Here is an 18,274-nt window from a genome sequence, read left to right as displayed (position 1 = left end):
CGAAAGATGAAAGAGAGATTGTACAAAGCCCTCATTGTCGCAATCCCTTTTTTATCAGGTCTTCTTTGTTTCCCAAAATATAATTGTAACTCCACAGCAGGATGCAAGTCGCAATCCCTTTTTTATCAGGTCTTCTTTGTTTCAAGTATCCTGCAATTAAACGGTCTCCCAACCGGGCGTCGCAATCCCTTTTTTATCAGGTCTTCTTTGTTTCCCAACCGGGCCGCAACCCACAGAGGCGGCGAGTCGCAATCCCTTTTTTATCAGGTCTTCTTTGTTTCATTTAACTTTTTTGCTTCCTTAAACTCACTTAAGTCGCAATCCCTTTTTTATCAGGTCTTCTTTGTTTCGGCTCCCATGTATTTTACTCTTTTAATTCCTTGAATTACAGCAACGGTTGTACAGATTTGCACATTGTTCAATATCAACCTTAACCTCGCTTCGCTCGGATTCAACATTTAATACTCAACATTCAAGACTAAATCATTTTGAATTTTGAATTTGCAATCTTGAATCGTAGAGATTTTCATTCCATGAATATCTCTACGCCCTCAGGCAATCTATCACCGCAACCCATTGCAATGACCTTACCGCCTGACGGCAGCGGGTATATCCGTATATCATCTTCTTCCTCATCAATTAAGTAACTCAGCCTTACTTTCATAGCCTGCAGTTCCTTCCAAGTGAGGGAGCAGTGGAAGACAGAATACTGAAGGTGTTTGCCCTCGCCTGACATAAACCGATAGACCCTTCCAAGTCGTTTTGGGTTTGCTATATCGTAACATATCAGATATTCAGCCTTCATGTGTCTGCATCTCCCTTATTAAATCAAACAGTTCATCCAGAATATTCTCCACTCTCCCCTGAACAGCAGCACGCCTGTTTTCAAATCTGTGAATAATACTCCTCATTCCTTTATCTGTAACAAACCAGTGTGCACGATCTTTACTTATCAGGTTTTTAACCCTGTATGTATTAAAAAACTGGAGTGTCTGCAAGTCACTCAAACCGCCCATTATGTAGCAAACATCAAGAGCAAGACCGAAATTGTGTCGTCTGTGAATGACACCGAGATGCGGGTCCAGTCCGGACTTTAGAAGATGCTCCACTATTACATTGCGAAAAATGTTTGTGATGATGCTGTTTACGGCAATCCATTCCTGCTCGCTGACTTTCCGCAATGTCTTGAGTATCTCTTGATAATTGCCTTCCCCAAAACCAATGGTCTCAAATCTCGGCATCAGTTTCGGCAGAAATCTTCTGAGTAAATTCATCTGCAGGCATGCCCTTTTTGTACCAGCCCATCGCTCAAAATGCTCAATGTTCTCCTTTGAGCTGAGGAATATCTTCTGCTCTTTATAATGATCCGGCAGTCTGTGATTATATGGAATAACCACTGCTGTCTCATCAGTCCTGTTATTCATAAAAGTAATCGGAGTGTTATTTTCCGCAAAGAGGGTAATCGTACCGGAATCAAGCTTGACATTGCCGATGATTATCACCCTGCCGACAAGGCGGGCAGGTATTCTTCTCCCGGCATTGCCCTCTTCCTGAACCCATATGGATGGCCCATCCCTGAAAATTACAGGTTTACTGGTCTGACTTATATACAGCGTCCTGCCCATCCGTTATCCTCCTTGCAAGCACTCTTACATCTTCTATCCACAACGGCCGTGTACTCTTCACCCATTCTTCATACATGGGATAAAATCTTTTCCTGCTTTCCTTCTTCAGATAACATCCGGGGCGTTCGTCATCCATTGCGAAATCCCGGTTTGTGAAAGTCCTCTCTCTGAATATCTCCCATACAAACTTATCAACCATAGGACGATACGGCTCTATGAGGTCGCATGCAAGTGACTCACGACCGTAGTCAAACTGATGATAAAAGCCTATTACCGGATCAAGTCCAATGACTTCTATCTCACGCACTATGTCAAAGTGAACGAGCGTATAGCAAAGCGACAAAATTGCATTTACCGGATCTTCAGGCGGACGTCTGTTCCTGTCATTGAATTCAAGAGAATCCGGAAATGCTTCTGTGAAAACGCCAAAGTATGTTGCCGAAGCTCCGCCCTCAAAGCCCCTTACTGTCTCCATCTCAATACCAGGCTTCTGCAGGTCTTCAAGTATCCTTTCAAACACCTGCGATGCTGAAGTCATCTGTAAACGCAAATCAGGCCTCTGCTCCCTGATGTAAAGGAGCAGCCCACGCTGTCCGGTTATTTTCCTTTTTACGATGTCAACAGATACATTCATCGGAAATAAAGATAATGACTTTTCATACTGTTTTATCCTCAGAAGGCCATTATTATGCAGTTTCCCGTGAAGCATTCCGCAAAACTTGTTTCTCTTGCCGGAGAGGAACAGGACACTGATATTGTCACTGGCAAGCTTGTTTAAGACAGAGGTTTCAAGGGTAATATTGCCGACTATAATTACCCGTTTCAATGGATTTATCGGGACAATCCCCTCCCGTTCGCCATTTGCATAAAACGCCAGAGCATCGCCGTCCAGCCTTACGTGAAGTTCTTTTCTGTCAATGTAAAGTGTTCCCATATTAATCAGTTAACAATTAGGAATGAATAATTAACAATAATGGACTCCTTAATTCTTCATTATTAATTGGTCATTCTTCATCCTATATAAAAATACTCCGGGTCTTTAGGCTGGACGCCGATGCCGAGCGTATGTGTCCTGCTTCTTCCATCCATTGTGAAGATATGCACCCTGTCTTCTTCGTCATCAATAATACCGTCAATGGCTCTCTTAACGTATGCAAGCTCCCCGTCTGTCAGAAAGCATTCATAAACAGACTTTTGTCCGCCGGTGCTGTAGCCCTTGAGAAACTCCCTCGTCTGGTTCAGCCTTTTGTCGTCAGTAATGTCGTATGCGATAAGAAACAATGTTCTGTTCATCGTATCCTCTCATTGTCATTCCGTGCCTGACACGGAATCCAGTTCTTCATTTTAATTTCATCCTAAATGGAGGATAAAACAGACGGCGGGAGCTTGTCACGAAAAGAAATATTTCGGCAATATTGTTGTTTGCCTGCCGAACAAAGAAGAAAAATCAGTTGTCAAAGAACAAAACTAAAACTTTAGCTTTGGAAAAGTGGCAAGCCCCTTTTTGCTCTCATAATCAGGATAACATCGGGTTATATGCTTTTCTAAATATGTGAGCAGTTTAAGAGCACTGTCTTTATCTATCGGTATAAATCCATGTGCAAGTATCGAGTCATTTCTTTTTCTAAGAACAAGCTTAAAATCTTGATTTGATTTATCTTCCATAAAATTCTGTCCAACCGTATCACCTAAGTCTTGGAGTAATTCATAACCACAAACAAGTGAAATTTGAATTTTCCCGCTGTCGTTAGTTTTTTTTGAATATTTTGTTTTTAACCGTTCTGGTAATTTAACTGACTTCAGATTTTCAGTCTCTAAGCCATCATGATCTAAATAAAGTTTAACCTGTGATAGGTATTCAAATCCCCTGTAAAGTCGCGCTAACCCATCATCATAACGCCCTTCTTCATTAAATCTCCTCTTTGCATTGGCAACAATATCTATTACCCGCTCATAACAATATTTATTTTCTTTTTCCTGATAAACAAATGCTTTATGTTTTTCTACCTTGCTCTTAATTTCGTATTTCTTCAGCAGGGGGCTTTCTTTTATAGCGTTAAAGTATTCCAATGCCTTAGTAAAATCAAATCTGTCCCACGCATCATATGTACGAGAAAGATTTATTAGAAATGAAGTTTCTTCAACAATAATAGGCAACTTAATGGTTTCTTCTACTGACTTGCAAAGATTAATACAGCTTTCAAATCGGTTAATGTTAAAAAGCTTTTTTGCTTCAAGGAGGGTCTTTTCCGCATAAAACCTGTTGGGATTTAAATACATGGACCGTTCTGTTCCGGGAACCGCCCGTCCGCCGTGATCTCTTTCGCCGTAGATATAACTGACAGTTCCTACCCCGGTTGAGATCGCTGCCAGTAACAATGCCGCTGACATTGACTTGGTTCCAGAAGTATAATCAGCGACAATATCTGCTAACTTAAATCCCCTATTCACACAATCTTTTATTTGCTCAACATACTCAAAATAGATCTTTTCAACATCATTGATTTCATCATATTGATGGGGATTATATGGAACAACAAGGTCTTTCGTTATTAACGGGAGGGTTTCTTTTCCACTTACACTTGAAACAAGAAAGCGAATGTATTCCGGATTGTTTTGCTTTATGGAAAATAAAATAGCTCCGGCTATATCTTGACGGTCCCTACCAGTGCCGACAGATATAATCATTGCCTTTGGCATTTAAATCTTCTCCAGCCTAACCGGTACTGCAAAGGAATATCCATACTGAACAACCTCAGACTTGACAGGAGCAATATTTTCAACCATTCGGCCATAGAAAGGTTTGATGTTTCCATTTACCTTAAAACTTGATCCATAGGTAAGCATCATCAACGGCTTTTTAAAAGGTTTGCCGCAAAAGGTAAATTCACCGCCGAGCTTTCCATACTTAACTAATGTCTTGTAGAAGCCATCAGTGGGATCATTCTTCGCCGGAACAAAGTTTGACAGAGACATAAAACCATTAGACCCTTTAAAATCATTGAATCCATGAAACAGCTCAAGCTGTCCGATAATATCAAATGCACCCTTGCCGACAGACTTTTTCTTGCCGTATCCAGTTAAAGACAGGTTTTTAAAAAGCGCAAAGACTTTTTCTTCCCAGCCGTCTTTTATCTTAAGATAGATAGAAATAAACTGCTCTGATTCACTAAGTGCATGTTCTTCAAGTTCAAAGAGTGAGCCTTCCTCTCCTGTCGTTCCGGATATTCTGTTAATCGAGCTATGCAGTGTGATAAAGGTTTTGAATGTTTTTGCATCTTGTGCAGGATTAATGTCTAAATTACCATTTCGGACACTCTGAAATATTTCAGGTGTCAACCATCCAACTTTTTTTAATTCTTTGGCTTTTTTATAAGCCGCAAAGCCTTCTCCTTTTTGCTCCACTAATGATAAATGAGCAGGTGAAGGCAAAAAGTCTCCCGGCATACCGTCTGATAAAACAACTGCAGGATTGCCGTTTTTATATTCTGCAAGAAACTCTTTCAGGGTGTCGCCACCTTCACGCCACGCCATAATCCAGCACAGATTGCCAAACACAGTATCCGCCTGCCATAGAGTCAGGAAACTGCCCTGAGGTTTAATCTTTAAACGATAAGTTTTCATAGATGCCTCTACGCTAAGTCATTTACTTCTAAATTTTCTATCTTTATTTTCCCGTAACCTCGACTACCAGAACTTCCTAAGTAATCTTTTTGTATCAAGTCCAAGCCTTTTCTAACAAAGTCAACGATTTGACCTTCATTATCTCCATCAAATAGTTTCAGAGTAATATTCATACTAAATTCTGTTCCTGACGGAACCCTCTCTTGCGTCCTTAATCCTCCTTTTGCCGCTATCCCTGATTTCCTATCAATAATGTTTTCGCTCTTAATTTCTGCAAAATTAACGCCTTTTTCTTCCTGTGCAGTTCTTAAAACCGTCTCCGATTTATCAGTGATAACACAATCTCTTACTAAAATGCGGGTAATCTCTTTGTGAGCCATTCCATGAGATCCAAACACCTTACAGACAAGACACGTCCCGCATCCACAAGGTCTTCCATTATCTATGTTAGCTCCACTAGACGCATCCGTTTCTAACAATGAACGCATTTTCCCTTTTAATGAAGATCCCGGAATGTAAGGCAGCGAGGTAATAGGATGCCTTAAAATTGTGTTTTCAGAACCTCCAGGCTCAATAATACCTTCTTTTGTACCACCAATTCTTAAACCACTCTCACAATGAATTGTTCCAGTAATTGACACAAATTTTCGTAGTTTCATGTTAAATCTCCTTTCTTTTTTATCTATTTATTACATCCTTGAAATATGCTAAAACACTTAAAAAGTGTTCAATAAATCCTTTAAATTCTTTTGGGCCTTTAATTGCGAGCTCCGCATTTATATTTATAAATTTACGGAATTCATCACGCACAACACCTCTGCTTGCCTGATATGCTACATCTCTTTCAAAAGCATAAAGGCTGGGTTTGATAAGATCAAAATCATTATTGGAAATTTTGTAGCGATTCTCAATTGCTTTTAATTTATTATAAAAAGCCCTTAAAGCAGTCGGGGTCATATTTTCTGCAGCTAACGCATTCACAACCACTTTGGCATCTTCTTTGAAAATACTCTCTCTGAGATAACCTTTGTCATCAAAATAACTATCTCCAAGATAATTATCTGGCAATTTTATTTTTGAGTTATATAATCCAGATGTTCCTTCATATTTCTTCTTATTACAATCAGAACATGTTTTATGATGGGGTTCTTTTGGCAAAAACTCTTTCTTGCAGCTTTCACATATTTTCTTCATCTCTTTCCCTCCGCCTTTATTAAATCCAGAGTTTCGTAATTTATCTTTCCAGTCACTCATTCTTTCCTCCCCTGTTTGCATTCAAAGCATAGCTTACTATTAATCCAAGATTTTTTAGTTTCGGGCTGTTCAGATCTTTTAAATCCTCTGCCCATAATCTGACCTCTTTCTTACCAACCGGTATATTGCGAGCGATATCGTAAGTCATAAGCGGCAGAAATTTCAGGAATTCTGTCTTCCCTGTTTCATTGAACTGTTTGTTCATCTGTGAATAGTAAAGTAAATTCCTTATAAAGCCGGAAGAAACTTCATTGTCTTTGAGCCAGCTTTTAAGTTGCATGGATTCGGCGAGTATTTTATTCACTTCCTTCCATTTGATTGTCTGTCCGAATAGCGTTAAGCTGTCTTTTCCCCTATCCTTTGAGATGTCGAGAAAATTATCCGCCACCTCTACAGCTCTAAAAACAGGATAGCCCGGTTTCACAAAGCCAATCCCAGCTGATAGCGTGAGATTCTCATTATTACATGTGAAATCATGGAACTTCTCATTCAGTTCATTTGCAAAATTAATGATTGAGTCCCATGGCCCGATAGCAAGGACATCATCTCCGCCAGAATAGACCGTATAAAGTTTTGGATAATTATCTTTAATTAGCTTCTGCATAAAGCCTGAGAAAAACACATCCAGCATCCGGCTTAATGTTGCTACTCTTGAGACAGTGTTGTTTCCTTTCAAGCCGCAAGCAAAGGCAGCGCCCAAATTATCAACGTCTGCCTTCAAGTATCCGAGCATTTTGCGTCCGTTGCTCTCATTAGCAATACATTCAAAGAATTTTGGCTGTCCCTCACGCGCATGATCTTTTTCACTGCACACGATATTGTTTTTACATGCAGAGCATTCGTCATTACTTATGAATGTTGATATATAGTTTGCGATAAAACGGTGTGTCATAGGCAGTTTTGAATCAGTCGTAAACTCCTCAATGCTTAATATGAGGTAAGCGCCATATCTTACATGGCGTACATCATCTAATAAGTCAATGGAATAGCCAAAATAATCTTTGAACTCTCCGGTATTGTTTTTATAAAACGCGATATATTTTATCTTTGGAAGTTCCTGCCCGATTATTTTATCGTCTTCACATTTGTCGCAGATAAACTTACCGTCCCTTAGTTCACCGGGGAATTTATTACACGCCTTACAAAGTTTCTCCTCATCGCCGAAATCAATGTTAAGCGCTGCCATATCTTCATTCCAAAAACCGTTACCTGTCAGGAGTTCATTGAAAGGCTTTTTCTTTATACTTTGTAGCGACTGGTTCAGCTTCCGTAACACTTCTCCGTAGTTGTTAAAATCATCACCGGATAAACATGCCGATTCAATGTTCAGATTAATTTCGGCATTGAACTTGTTATAAAACCAAGTGTCTATGTCTTTCTTGAGTGCTTTAATTTTGTCGTTTACCTCCCGAACATTGGGCAGCAGTATATAGAATTTACCGCCGGATGACATCAGGATATTTGCCAAAGGAAGGTTGAAGGCATGTAATATCTTATGGCTCACAATCTCAGAGAGCAAGTTGATCTGAAATGATCTCGCCCTCAATCGTTTGGCAACACCGCCCGCTCCGATGTGTGTAACGTTAAATATATAGTTTTGAATACCTGATAAGTCTCCGACGAGAAGTATAAATTTATCTGTTTTGTCATTTTTAATCTCACTTTCTTTTAAATCAGGGAAGTGATATTGATAAAGACATGCAGCAATGGCGCATGTCGTTTTTAAATGGTCAAAAAGTGAGACGTCCGGTATTTCTTCCTGTGTGTTGCTTGGAATGCACCACGAGTAGCGCATTAAAATTGTAAAAATATTAGCGAACATGTTGTCGAAATCAACCCGACCTGCGTGTTCTGCATCTTTGACAAGCATACTAAACTCTTCCCCGAAACCTTGGAGATGTTTATTCAGTTCATCAGAGTCGTACTCATCGAATTTCTCAGGGAAGGTTTCTTCAGGATTCGACGGCTTAGCACGGTATCTGAGTTTATCAGGCAAAGCTTTATCAAGTTCAATACGGCTGAATATGGATACCAGCGGCGTCGCTTTGAAGTCTTGATAAGACTCAGCTTTCCCTCCTCTCTCCGAGGATGAATAATTATCCGCCTTGCTGACGAGATAACTTAATGCCCTGTGCTCTTCGTGGGCGTTTTGGCAAAGCAAATCATCGTTGAAATATCGTGAATCTTCATGATGACGCTGAACAAGAGTCTGTAATAAATCAAAGTCTACGAATCTGGAAAAGAACTCTTTAAAGGCACTGACAAAATGTGATGAAACTTTAGGGTGTTGCCCCTTTGTATCAAGCGAGCCAAAGCTTCCCCTCTGCAGCATCTTCCCCACATCATGCAGCAATGCGCCTAAAATCACCGTCTGATATTCTCTCTGATTAAATTCTTTCATATTTACCTCAACCTCACTTCGTTCGGAATTCAAAACTCAAAATTCAATATTCAAAACTACCAGCCTGCGGCTAAATTCAATATTCAAGATTCAATATTCAAAAATATATTAAATATTGAATTTTAAATTTTGAATATTATCTTATTCTTCTCCGCCCTGACTCCGTGCCGTGTAGAAAAATACTCCCTGCGGGGAGATGTTATTGCATAATATGAAGTCAATGTCTCATCTGCCAAGACTTCTCCTATGGTCTTTTTTATCTTGCTTATCGCCTGCCGTATGACTTCTGATTTTAAGCCGTCTTTATATTTATGAAAAAGGTCGTCAGTTTTAGAAGGTACCATAATCATATAGTCTTTTGCCATTTCTTCAAGCGCCGGTTTTGTAGTAAACTCTGTCAATGGAAGAAAACAGTCTGAACATTCATAGCAGTAAAGACGTTCTGAATGTTTACAGCGGTTCTGCTTTTGTCTCAAGTAAGCAGTATAAATCATAAGATGAAGCGGTGAAAGTTTGATTTTCTTCTGCCCTATCTGTATCGCCCTTTCAGAAAACTCAACTCTCAGCTCCGGCTGAATCATTGCCATATCTATTTCTTTCTGACCTTCCCTGACTAGCTCGCAAAAGCCTGTGCCTTCCAGAGAAATCTTGCTTCTCAGCCTTATAAACGGAAGTTCTGCAAGCAGTATCTCGGAATCTATTGTATTCAGTTTTTTCCCTTTAGCTTCTATCGTCCTGTTACTCTTTGGTTTATAGAAGTATTCAGGATTAGATTCAAATGCCGGGCTTACGAGCACATGATAAAGCCTGTCCCACGGACGCGCGAACATCTGCATTGCGGCGCCAAGGTAAAAAGACATGGTCTTTCTGCCGCCTGCGAGGGAGCAATGAAGCCTGCTTGAAGGGTCCTTTGTCTTCTCCCTGATAAAAGATGTAATCAGGTCTCCCATTGATTCATTTTCAGACTCGTCCCTTATGTCGTCAAGCTGATTACCTGAACAATCAGACGGAATAATAAAGGAACTCTCTTTAATAGCCGCCTGCGGAAGGTTGAATTCTTTCAGAAGCTTCTTTAGTATCCCTTTCCCGTTCAGCGCCTCTTCCGCCAGTGCCTTACCCTTACATGTAGTAATGACATAAATCTCTTGAGGATGTACCGGGGGCTTTTGCATAGCAAGCGCATAAATGCTCTCTGTTATCACCTGAGGCGTGGATCCTGAGATAAATATGAAGATTTCTTTATACCTTGTTTTCATGTTATGAGCATAATGGTTATTTTTAATCAAATAAAGAAAAACAATATTTCTGCAATATTTCCAATCTCGCTTCGCTCAGATTCAAAATTCAATACTCAAAATTCAAAACTGCTTTATTCCTCCTTGAATGTTGAATCTTGAATTTTAAATTTCCCCAATCCAAACCCCGTCCCCTTTCCCACATGCAATATCTCTCCTGCCTTGATTAACGGCATAAACGGTTCAAGATTCCCCTCAAATGTTATCTTTCCGACAAAACCACCCATAGTCATTCTTGTATCCTGCCTTGCGGAATAACGCTCCCAGTCATGCCATTTTAATTCCTGCTTGTGAACTTTCACATCTTTTGCCTTTTCTATAATCCCCTTGAAATCCCAATCAGACGTATCAATCCCGCAGTGAAAATAGGAAAGGAGGGAAAGCCTGCGTAAAAGCTGACGTATCAGAATGTGAAACTCAAGGTCCAGCGTGAGATGGCTGTCGTAAATGATGCGGGTAGGAGTGAGGAAAGACAGAGTTAAGCGTTCAGAGTTCTGAGTTACGGGTTCTGAGTCAAAAGATAAAGGCAAAAAAGACGATTTAAATGGTTTAAGGGTTTTTGTATCGGAACTGTAGATATGGATTCCCACTTTCGCGGGAATGACATTGTTGGTATATTCCTTTCCTTCACTCATAACTCCTAACTCTAAACTCTTAACTGCTTTTAATTCGTATTTCCCCCTACCCTTACCAATCCCCATCTTCCCAAGCTCATCAAATGTATAAATAAAATAAGGCAGGTAATCTAACGCCTTTCCCATCAGGGTAAGCCCGAATGTTATTTCATCCTTTGGAGTGTATCCGCGTTTCTTTTCAGGCGGCGGCTCAATGATGAACGGATGGGGCGCTGATGTATATTTCCGCATTATTTTTGTATCAGACGGCAAGGGGGTTTCAAAGACGTAGGAATATATGCATTTCTGCGATAAGAGGCAGTTTTTACATTCCTTGCTTTTTATGGCGCATACGACTTTTTTGAAGGCATTGCCAAAGCCGCCTCTTAATGTGGAGCCTTTGTACGCAGGGAGAATCAGCGGTTCTGCAGGAACTGCATGAAAAGTGAAGCTTTTGTACGGAATCTCAATATTCAACATCCCCCCAAAACAGGTGTTATAAAAAGACGTTATAGGATTATTGAGGAAAACGATTGAGTAAGTTTAAATTTATATTTTACTTTTGTCAAATAAGGGGGGATTGGATATGGTTCGGTCTGTTATGAGGTATAAGGGATAAAAATCAATGCATGATTTACGATTCATGATAAAGGAGAATTCCTTGTCATGCAGCTTGCATCATGTATCTTGATGCTGCTTTGTTTCCGGACGGCTGTTTTTCTCAAGAAATCCCGTATTGAAATTCCCGTTTAAAAAATCCGGATTGTTCAAAATATCTTTATGAAAAGGGATTGTTGTTTTTATACCCTCAATTACAAATTCATCCAGCGCCCTGCGCATCCTCATGATTGCCTCTTCCCTGTTTTTGCCGTGCACTATCAATTTAGCAATAAGGGAGTCATAATGAGCCGGCACGGTCCAGCCGCAATATGCGGCGGTGTCAACCCTTACGCCGGGGCCTCCCGGGGGGATAAAAAGCATAATTTTGCCCGGTGACGGGACAAATCTTTCAGGGTCTTCGGCATTCACCCTGCACTCAATGCTGTGTCCGGAGAATTTGACATCATGCTGTTTAATTGAGAGCGGCTCGCCTGCGGCAAGTTTTATCTGCTCCTTGATTATATCAACGCCGGTGACCATTTCAGTAACTGGGTGTTCAACCTGTATCCTTGTGTTTATTTCCATAAAATAGATATTGCCTTCATTGTCCACAATGAATTCAACTGTGCCTGCGTTTTTATATTTCATGGCCCTTGCGGCTTTTATTGCAAGTTCGCCTATTCGCTTCCTGAATTTTGAGGTTGCAAAAGCATACGGCGCTTCCTCAATAAGCTTCTGGTGGCGCCTCTGGATAGAGCAGTCCCTTTCTCCGAGATGAATAATGCTGCCTTTATTGCTTGCAAGTATCTGAACTTCTATGTGCCTTATTTCAGGGATGTATTTTTCAATATATAAATCTCCGTTGCCGAATGCGGCAAGCGCCTCCCTCTGCGCCATATGAAACATCGGCGACAGCTCATTTTCCTCATTTACTATCCTCATCCCCTTGCCGCCGCCGCCGGCAGATGCCTTAAGGATGACGGGATATCCTATTTTTTTTACAATCTTTAAAGCTGTTTCTTCATCAGGCACGGGTCCGTCGCTTCCCGGAACAACAGGAATTCCTTTCCTCTTCATTATCTGCCTTGCCTTTGCCTTATCGCCTCCAAGCCTTATATTTTCCGAGCTGGGACCGATAAAGGTTATCCCTGACGTAATGCATGCCTCTGCAAAATGCGGATTTTCAGCTAAAAAACCATACCCCGGATGAACTGCCTCGGCGTCTGTTATTTCCGCGGCGCTGATAATTGCAGGGATATTAAGATAACTCTGTGCAGACGGCGCAGGCCCGATGCAGATTGATTCGTCGGCAAACCTGACATGCAGGGCGTCTTTTTCAATCTCAGAATAAATCACAACAGTCTTGATGCCGAGTTCACGGCAGGCCCTGAGGACCCTGATTGCTATTTCGCCTCTGTTGGCTATTAGAACTTTTTTAAATAGTGCCATATAATTTATTTGTCATGGATTCCCCGATCAAGTCGGGGAATGACATTTGTTTTAGCGCCATATTATTTTAATTTCGAAATCTAAATATCAAATGCCAATCTTATAAAGGCATACATGCCGTTATAAAACGATTCCGGACAAGCCGGAATGACATTATGTCAAATGCCAATTTTACAAAGGCATATATGTCGTTATAAAACAATTCAGGTAACTACGCCGGTTCTATAAGGAAAAGCGGCTCGCCGTATTCAACTGGCTGTCCATTCTCAACCAAAATCTTTAATACAGTGCCGTCAACATCGCTTTCAATCTCATTCATAAGCTTCATTGCCTCAATAATACAAAGCACCTGCCCTTTTTTCACAACGCTTCCAACCTCGGCAAATGGAGCGGCTTCCGGAGCTGGTGACCTGTGGAACATACCGACAATAGGGGCCGTTATCGTCACTGTTTTCTGCGCCTCCGGCGCTTCCTCTTTTGTCTCTTTGACTTCAGGCTGGGCAGACAGTCTTGCAGGGGGGGGAGAAACCTCCCACGATGATATGAATTTCTCCCGCTTTATCTTTACCTTTGCTCCGTCCCTTTCAATCTGCAGTTCTGTAATATCCGTATTTTTTAAAAGTTCAAGAAGTTGTCTGATTTCATTGAGTTCCATTTGTTTACTCCATTTTATAAGTTTTAAACTTAATATTATAGAAGTTCTATGCTTTGTTTTTTGTCATTCCCGTGAAACTTGTCCTCGAAGGCAGTAATCGGGGAACGGGAATCCAGATGTTTATTTTTCTGGATTCCTGCTTCCGCAGGAATGACAGCTTGTTTATGAAACCTCTTAACTTCAAGTCTGCAGTTACCGCACTCGTTCCATATATTCCGAGGTTCTTGTGTCTACCCTGATAATATCTCCTTCATTCAGGTGAAATGGAACCTTTACCACCATTCCTGTTTCCAATGTAGCGGGCTTGCTGCTGCCGCTGGCAGTATCGCCCTTGTAGCCCGGGTCTGTCTTTGCAATCTTAAGCTCAACAAACATAGGCACCTGCACAGTCAAGGGGGTGTCATGATAATAAAGGATTTTAACTTCCATGTTCTCCCTGATAAACCTGATGCTGTCTCCCAATTGCCCGGCAGTCAGGGAAAACTGTTCGTAATTCTGTGTGTCCATAAAAAAATACATGCCGCCCTGATTATAAAGATACTGCATATTTTTTTCATCAAGGTTAGGGGTCTCAAATTTTTCGCCGCCCTTGAACGCCTCCTCAACAATACTGCCGGTCCGGAGATTTCTTATCTTGGTCCTGACAATGGCCCCGCCCCGGCCGATTTTAACATGTTGAAAATCAATTATTTCATACGGATCCCCTTTATGCTCCATCTTGGCGCCCTTTCTGAATTCATTTGTTGAAATCAAATTTAAACCCCCTTAAAAAACAAGTTGAAAGTTTAGAGTTAAGGGTTATCCCGACACTTCGGGATAATTTTTCACTTTTAACTGTCTATTATATGCAGTTTTTTCGGCAAGGTTGTCAAGACCTCTGCCCTGTCCCTGCCGGCAACCACCATGTCCTCTATCCTGACTCCGCCAAGGCCCGGCAAATATATCCCCGGCTCCACGGTAAAGACCATTCCCTTTTCTATCTTGTCATTACTGCGCCATGATATAAAAGGTTTTTCATGCACCGCAAGTCCTACGCCGTGCCCGGTGCCGTGTCCGAAATAATTACCATAGCCGCCCTGCTTTATAAAATTTCTTGCAGCCTTATCAATAATGTTAGCCTTTATTCCGGGCTTTACTGTCTTAACAGCCGCAGCCTGAGCCTTAAGCGCCAGATTGTAAATCTCCACACGCTCTCCCATGCAGGCTGCGCTTAAAAAAACCGTCCTGCTTATATCAGAGAAATAGCCTTCATATTCCCCGCCCCAGTCAAAAAGCACAGGGTCTCCTTTTTTTAGTTTCCTGTTTGAAGGCCGGGCATGGGGAAGGGCTGAATTCTGACCAGATGCTACTATAACTCCAAAGGGTATCATTTTGCAACCTGCCTCTTTCAGCAGGCTTTCCAGTTTCATCGCAAGAGCCAGTTCAGTAACCCCCGGTTTTATAAAAGACAGCAGTTTCCTAAATGAGGATTCAGCCCTTTTTACTGCTTCTTTGATATAAAAAAGTTCTTCTGCAGATTTTATCATCCTGAGGTCTTCAGCTATATTCGGCAAGGCCTTGAGTTTTAATTTGTTTTTTAAAAGCCTTTTGTATGTGCGATAGCTTATACTGTTGTCTTCAAATCCGAGTTTTTTTATCCCGTATTCAGATGCAATATCTTTTATTAAGCCTGTCCTTTCCCCTGTTTCAATAATTATCTTAAACCCATGCACTTGTTTTTTCGCCTGCTCCTGATAGCGGAAATCAGTGACAAAAACAGGTATGCCCTTAGTGACGATTAAAAAACCGGAAGACCCTGTAAAACCTGTAATGTATCTCAGGTTATTAAGGTCGGTAATCAGGAGTCCGTCAATGTAAAGTTCAGGAAGTTTTTTTCTTAGTATTGCTTTTCTTTGCATTTGCAATGTGAACTGCAGCTCTGAGTGCGAGCATATATCCTTCAGGTCCAAAGCCTGAAATCTGCCCTGCGGCTACCGGCGCAAGGACTGATTTGTGCCTGAATTTTTCCCTGCTGTAGATATTTGAAAGATGAACCTCTACTGTCGGAGTCTTGACGGCGGCTATGGCGTCCCTGATGGCAATGCTTGTGTGCGTGTATGCAGCCGGGTTTATAATTATTGCGCCGTAATCACCTGAGTTTTGGATTAAATCAACGATTCCCCCTTCATGATTTGATTGAAAAATTGAGATATTAACCCCCAACTCCTTAGCAAGAGCTTTAAGTGAGTTATTAATCTCTTTCAGCTTCAGACTGCCGTATATATCCGTCTCCCTTGTGCCAAGGAGATTAAGGTTGGGGCCATGAATTACCATAATTTTCATAAACGCCTCCTTTATGGCTGTAACTGCAACAGGCAGTCTAAAATAACATCCGCAATTTCATCTTTTTGCATCATTGGATAATCAGTCACCTCTCCCTTTTTAGTGATTATCGTTACAATATTCGTATCCGCATCAAAACCTGCGCCCTGAGCCGTTACATCATTTAATACTATTAAATCAAGCTTTTTATTTTCAAGCTTGTCCTTTGCGCTCCTGACATCCCTTCCGGCCTCTGCGGCAAACCCTATCAGGATACGCCTTCCTTTTTTCCTGCCGAGTGTTTTAAGTATATCCGGCGTCTTTTTCAGATTTAATGTCATTGCGTCTGTTTTTTTGATTTTTGATTTAACCAAAACTGCAGGCGCAAAGTCTGCCACCGCCGAAGTCATAATGACTGCTGCTGCGTTTAAAAACTTCTTTAAAACGGCATTTCTCATCTCATCTGTCGTTTCAACTGGTATAAAATCTGTGCCCTGAGGAGGACGCTGTGATGAAGGACCGCTAATAAGCGTTACATCCGCTCCCCTTCTGAGCGCCGCGCGTGCAACTGCAAAACCCATTTTCCCCGAAGACCTGTTTGAGATGAATCTTACGGTATCCAGAGGCTCGCGCGTCGGTCCTGCAGTGACAAGTATCCTGCGCCCTTTCAGGTCTTTTGGCGTTAATGCCGACCTTGCGGCCTCAATAATGTCTTCCGTATCAGCCATTCTGCCTGCACCCTCTTCGCCGCATGCAAGGCTCCCGCACACGGGACCTGCAAAGGTCACGCCGAGTCTGCCTAATTCTCTGATATTTTTTTTGACTACCGGATGCTCGTACATCCTCCAGTTCATGGCAGGCGCTATTACCGTTGGTCCTTTGTAAGCAAGCCACGCTGACGTAAGCAGGTTGTCCGCAATGCCGGACGCAAGTTTGTTAATCGTATTTGCAGTCGCAGGGGCAATGATAAAAAGATGTGAGTCCTTAGGCAGATTTACATGGGAGAAAAAATCTTCAAATAAACCGGTGTGAACACGCCGGCCCGATACAGCCTCCAATGTAAGCGGAGGGATGAAGCGGCATGCCGCCTTAGTCATAACTACCGTAACGGCGGCATTCTTCTTTATAAGCCCTCTGACAATGTCAACAGATTTGTAAGCGGCAATGCTTCCCGTGATGCCAAATAGAATATTTTTTTTACTAAGCGCAGCCACTTAGCCTTCTTTACCGAAAATATCCTCTATCGTAGGCCTTTGAGAAGAATCCCGTTCACCTTTTTCATTGAGGTACACCTTAAGGTCTTTTTCAAGCTCTGTGAGGTCCTCGGGAAGCGCTTCTTTCTGCTTTGCCTCGTCCATCATCTGCTCAATGGTAAGCCCCTTGGCTTTTTCCTTGGCTTCCAGGGCTTCTTCGCCCGTGAGTATCCTCACTGCATTGGTAAGGATTTCCTCCATTGAAATTGTTGTCACTTTTTTTGCCTTGGTTTGAATTTTTGCCTGAAGGCCCTGTGCCAACTGCCTTGCCCTCATGGAAGCGGCTATTACAAACCTGTAACGGCCGTCAATTTTTCCCTTGTCATATTCTGTCGGTAATGAAATTAAATCCATACTGCCTCCTATTCGCAAATTCTGTGTTTTTCCGCTGTCACGATGCTTTCCAGCGCCCTGAGGGCTTTGGAAAACTTATCATTAATAATAACATAATCATAGTCTTTATGGCTTGCAATTTCTTCTTTTGCCCGTTTCAGGCGTTTCCTTATCTCCTCGTCAGGCTCGGACATACGCCCCCTGAGTCTTTCCTTCAGCGCCTTGAACGAAGGAGGAAGTATAAAGACATATACCGCATCCCTGAATTTGCGTCTCATCTGATAAGCGCCGTGAGTATCTATGTCAAGAATTATATCATATCCGGCTTTTATCAGGGTTTGAAGTCTTTTTACTGACGTTCCGTAAAGATTGCCGTGAACCACGGCCCATTCTGCAAAAGCGCCTTTTTCAATCATCTCTTTAAATTTATTCTTTGTTACAAATGTATAATGAACATTATTTATCTCACCCTTGCGCGGACTGCGCGTCGTGTATGAGACCGAATGTTTAATGCCCTTGAGAATCCTGCTGAGCGCATGGCAAAGGGTTGTCTTGCCGGCGCCTGAAGGCGCAGACACAATAAAAAGTTTCCCCCTGGCCTTCTTAGATTCCTTCGTCACCTGTCACGCCTCCGGATAAAAATCTCTGCGTTATGGTCTCTGACTGGAGCGCCGATAAAATTACGTGGTCGCTGTCCGTAATTATTATAGCCCTTGTCTTCCTGCCCTGTGTTGCATCAATAAGCTTTCCCCTGTCCCTTGCCTCTTCCCTCATGCGCTTAATCGGGGATGAACCGGGTGAAACTATTGCTATAACCCTTGAAGCGGAAACAACATTTCCAAAACCGACATTTATAAGCGTCGGACCCAT

General features: G+C 41.8%; 20 protein-coding genes and 1 CRISPR repeat array. All 20 genes read right to left on the bottom strand.

The features are described 5' to 3' along the window. Positions 1 to 36: 36 nt before the first annotated feature. Positions 37 to 350: a CRISPR direct-repeat array (repeat unit 36 nt; unit sequence GTCGCAATCCCTTTTTTATCAGGTCTTCTTTGTTTC). Positions 351 to 526: 176 nt separating this feature from the next. The 20 genes from cas2 (HZA10_00630) to HZA10_00535 all read right to left on the bottom strand — a co-directional run bounded on the left by cas2 (HZA10_00630) (position 527) and on the right by HZA10_00535 (position 18,274). Further along, positions 527 to 805: a CRISPR-associated endonuclease Cas2 gene (cas2, locus tag HZA10_00630; protein MBI5194808.1), complete on the bottom strand. Its 279-nt coding sequence runs from the start codon at positions 803 to 805 to the stop codon at positions 527 to 529. After that, on the bottom strand, positions 795 to 1,625 hold the full coding sequence (locus HZA10_00625; GenBank protein ID MBI5194807.1) for a CRISPR-associated endonuclease Cas1: 831 nt from the start codon (positions 1,623 to 1,625) through the stop codon (positions 795 to 797). Before HZA10_00625 ends, cas2 (HZA10_00630) begins: the two co-directional genes overlap by 11 nt. Further along, complete coding sequence (cas1, locus tag HZA10_00620; GenBank protein ID MBI5194806.1) at positions 1,591 to 2,559, bottom strand: CRISPR-associated endonuclease Cas1; 969 nt, start codon at positions 2,557 to 2,559, stop codon at positions 1,591 to 1,593. Before cas1 ends, HZA10_00625 begins: the two co-directional genes overlap by 35 nt. A 77-nt stretch (positions 2,560 to 2,636) precedes the next feature. Continuing rightward, positions 2,637 to 2,918: a CRISPR-associated endonuclease Cas2 gene (cas2, locus tag HZA10_00615; protein ID MBI5194805.1), complete on the bottom strand. Its 282-nt coding sequence runs from the start codon at positions 2,916 to 2,918 to the stop codon at positions 2,637 to 2,639. A gap of 174 nt (positions 2,919 to 3,092) precedes the next feature. Next, positions 3,093 to 4,325: a TIGR02710 family CRISPR-associated protein gene (locus HZA10_00610; GenBank protein MBI5194804.1), complete on the bottom strand. Its 1,233-nt coding sequence runs from the start codon at positions 4,323 to 4,325 to the stop codon at positions 3,093 to 3,095. After that, entirely contained in the window at positions 4,326 to 5,249 is a 924-nt protein-coding gene (locus tag HZA10_00605) for a hypothetical protein (GenBank protein ID MBI5194803.1), read from the bottom strand. Between the two features lie 8 nt (positions 5,250 to 5,257). Further along, positions 5,258 to 5,908, bottom strand: a complete 651-nt coding sequence (gene csm3 / locus HZA10_00600) for a type III-A CRISPR-associated RAMP protein Csm3 (protein MBI5194802.1) — start codon at positions 5,906 to 5,908, stop codon at positions 5,258 to 5,260. Between the two features lie 19 nt (positions 5,909 to 5,927). Continuing rightward, positions 5,928 to 6,503, bottom strand: a complete 576-nt coding sequence (csm2, locus tag HZA10_00595) for a type III-A CRISPR-associated protein Csm2 (GenBank protein ID MBI5194801.1) — start codon at positions 6,501 to 6,503, stop codon at positions 5,928 to 5,930. After that, on the bottom strand, positions 6,496 to 8,904 hold the full coding sequence (gene cas10 / locus HZA10_00590) for a type III-A CRISPR-associated protein Cas10/Csm1 (protein MBI5194800.1): 2,409 nt from the start codon (positions 8,902 to 8,904) through the stop codon (positions 6,496 to 6,498). The genes csm2 and cas10 overlap by 8 nt, the downstream gene beginning before the upstream one ends. A 122-nt stretch (positions 8,905 to 9,026) precedes the next feature. Further along, entirely contained in the window at positions 9,027 to 10,160 is a 1,134-nt protein-coding gene (locus HZA10_00585) for a TIGR02584 family CRISPR-associated protein (GenBank protein MBI5194799.1), read from the bottom strand. Positions 10,161 to 10,273: 113 nt separating this feature from the next. After that, positions 10,274 to 11,284: a CRISPR system precrRNA processing endoribonuclease RAMP protein Cas6 gene (gene cas6 / locus HZA10_00580; protein ID MBI5194798.1), complete on the bottom strand. Its 1,011-nt coding sequence runs from the start codon at positions 11,282 to 11,284 to the stop codon at positions 10,274 to 10,276. 207 nt (positions 11,285 to 11,491) lie between these two features. Continuing rightward, positions 11,492 to 12,862: an acetyl-CoA carboxylase biotin carboxylase subunit gene (gene accC / locus HZA10_00575; GenBank protein ID MBI5194797.1), complete on the bottom strand. Its 1,371-nt coding sequence runs from the start codon at positions 12,860 to 12,862 to the stop codon at positions 11,492 to 11,494. Positions 12,863 to 13,073: 211 nt separating this feature from the next. After that, positions 13,074 to 13,517 (bottom strand): acetyl-CoA carboxylase biotin carboxyl carrier protein, encoded by a 444-nt coding sequence (gene accB / locus HZA10_00570; protein ID MBI5194796.1) that lies wholly within the window; start codon positions 13,515 to 13,517, stop codon positions 13,074 to 13,076. A 192-nt stretch (positions 13,518 to 13,709) separates the two neighbouring features. Further along, the gene (gene efp / locus HZA10_00565) at positions 13,710 to 14,270 is read right to left on the bottom strand and encodes an elongation factor P (GenBank protein ID MBI5194795.1); all 561 of its coding nucleotides are present in this window, start codon (positions 14,268 to 14,270) and stop codon (positions 13,710 to 13,712) included. Positions 14,271 to 14,347: 77 nt separating this feature from the next. Further along, complete coding sequence (locus HZA10_00560; protein ID MBI5194794.1) at positions 14,348 to 15,415, bottom strand: aminopeptidase P family protein; 1,068 nt, start codon at positions 15,413 to 15,415, stop codon at positions 14,348 to 14,350. Continuing rightward, positions 15,378 to 15,839 carry a type II 3-dehydroquinate dehydratase gene (gene aroQ / locus HZA10_00555; GenBank protein MBI5194793.1) on the bottom strand — a complete coding sequence of 154 codons (462 nt, stop codon included), beginning with the start codon at positions 15,837 to 15,839 and terminating at the stop codon, positions 15,378 to 15,380. Before aroQ ends, HZA10_00560 begins: the two co-directional genes overlap by 38 nt. An 11-nt stretch (positions 15,840 to 15,850) precedes the next feature. Then, positions 15,851 to 17,032 carry a bifunctional phosphopantothenoylcysteine decarboxylase/phosphopantothenate--cysteine ligase CoaBC gene (gene coaBC / locus HZA10_00550; protein MBI5194792.1) on the bottom strand — a complete coding sequence of 394 codons (1,182 nt, stop codon included), beginning with the start codon at positions 17,030 to 17,032 and terminating at the stop codon, positions 15,851 to 15,853. Further along, positions 17,033 to 17,425, bottom strand: a complete 393-nt coding sequence (gene rpoZ / locus HZA10_00545) for a DNA-directed RNA polymerase subunit omega (GenBank protein MBI5194791.1) — start codon at positions 17,423 to 17,425, stop codon at positions 17,033 to 17,035. 8 nt (positions 17,426 to 17,433) lie between these two features. Beyond that, on the bottom strand, positions 17,434 to 18,024 hold the full coding sequence (gene gmk, locus HZA10_00540; protein MBI5194790.1) for a guanylate kinase: 591 nt from the start codon (positions 18,022 to 18,024) through the stop codon (positions 17,434 to 17,436). Then, entirely contained in the window at positions 18,008 to 18,274 is a 267-nt protein-coding gene (locus HZA10_00535) for a DUF370 domain-containing protein (GenBank protein ID MBI5194789.1), read from the bottom strand. The genes gmk and HZA10_00535 overlap by 17 nt, the downstream gene beginning before the upstream one ends.

The sequence above is a fragment of the Nitrospirota bacterium genome, assembly GCA_016212185.1.
In the GTDB taxonomy this organism is placed as follows: Bacteria; Nitrospirota; Thermodesulfovibrionia; order UBA6902; family DSMQ01; genus JACRGX01.
Note: the sequence above shows the minus strand (reverse complement) of the source record. Positions and strands in the feature narration are given on the sequence as shown.

Coding starts and splice junctions, on each gene's coding strand:
- HZA10_00605 (MBI5194803.1), bottom strand. CDS start 5,249: ATGAAAACTTATCGTTTAAAGATTAAACCTCAGGGCAGTTTCCTGACT.
- HZA10_00585 (MBI5194799.1), bottom strand. CDS start 10,160: ATGAAAACAAGGTATAAAGAAATCTTCATATTTATCTCAGGATCCACG.
- csm2 (MBI5194801.1), bottom strand. CDS start 6,503: ATGAGTGACTGGAAAGATAAATTACGAAACTCTGGATTTAATAAAGGC.
- csm3 (MBI5194802.1), bottom strand. CDS start 5,908: ATGAAACTACGAAAATTTGTGTCAATTACTGGAACAATTCATTGTGAG.
- rpoZ (MBI5194791.1), bottom strand. CDS start 17,425: ATGGATTTAATTTCATTACCGACAGAATATGACAAGGGAAAAATTGAC.
- HZA10_00625 (MBI5194807.1), bottom strand. CDS start 1,625: ATGGGCAGGACGCTGTATATAAGTCAGACCAGTAAACCTGTAATTTTC.
- accB (MBI5194796.1), bottom strand. CDS start 13,517: ATGGAACTCAATGAAATCAGACAACTTCTTGAACTTTTAAAAAATACG.
- aroQ (MBI5194793.1), bottom strand. CDS start 15,839: ATGAAAATTATGGTAATTCATGGCCCCAACCTTAATCTCCTTGGCACA.
- cas2 (MBI5194808.1), bottom strand. CDS start 805: ATGAAGGCTGAATATCTGATATGTTACGATATAGCAAACCCAAAACGA.
- cas10 (MBI5194800.1), bottom strand. CDS start 8,904: ATGAAAGAATTTAATCAGAGAGAATATCAGACGGTGATTTTAGGCGCA.
- HZA10_00560 (MBI5194794.1), bottom strand. CDS start 15,415: ATGCAAAGAAAAGCAATACTAAGAAAAAAACTTCCTGAACTTTACATT.
- HZA10_00535 (MBI5194789.1), bottom strand. CDS start 18,274: ATGGGTCCGACGCTTATAAATGTCGGTTTTGGAAATGTTGTTTCCGCT.
- HZA10_00610 (MBI5194804.1), bottom strand. CDS start 4,325: ATGCCAAAGGCAATGATTATATCTGTCGGCACTGGTAGGGACCGTCAA.
- cas1 (MBI5194806.1), bottom strand. CDS start 2,559: ATGGGAACACTTTACATTGACAGAAAAGAACTTCACGTAAGGCTGGAC.
- accC (MBI5194797.1), bottom strand. CDS start 12,862: ATGGCACTATTTAAAAAAGTTCTAATAGCCAACAGAGGCGAAATAGCA.
- cas2 (MBI5194805.1), bottom strand. CDS start 2,918: ATGAACAGAACATTGTTTCTTATCGCATACGACATTACTGACGACAAA.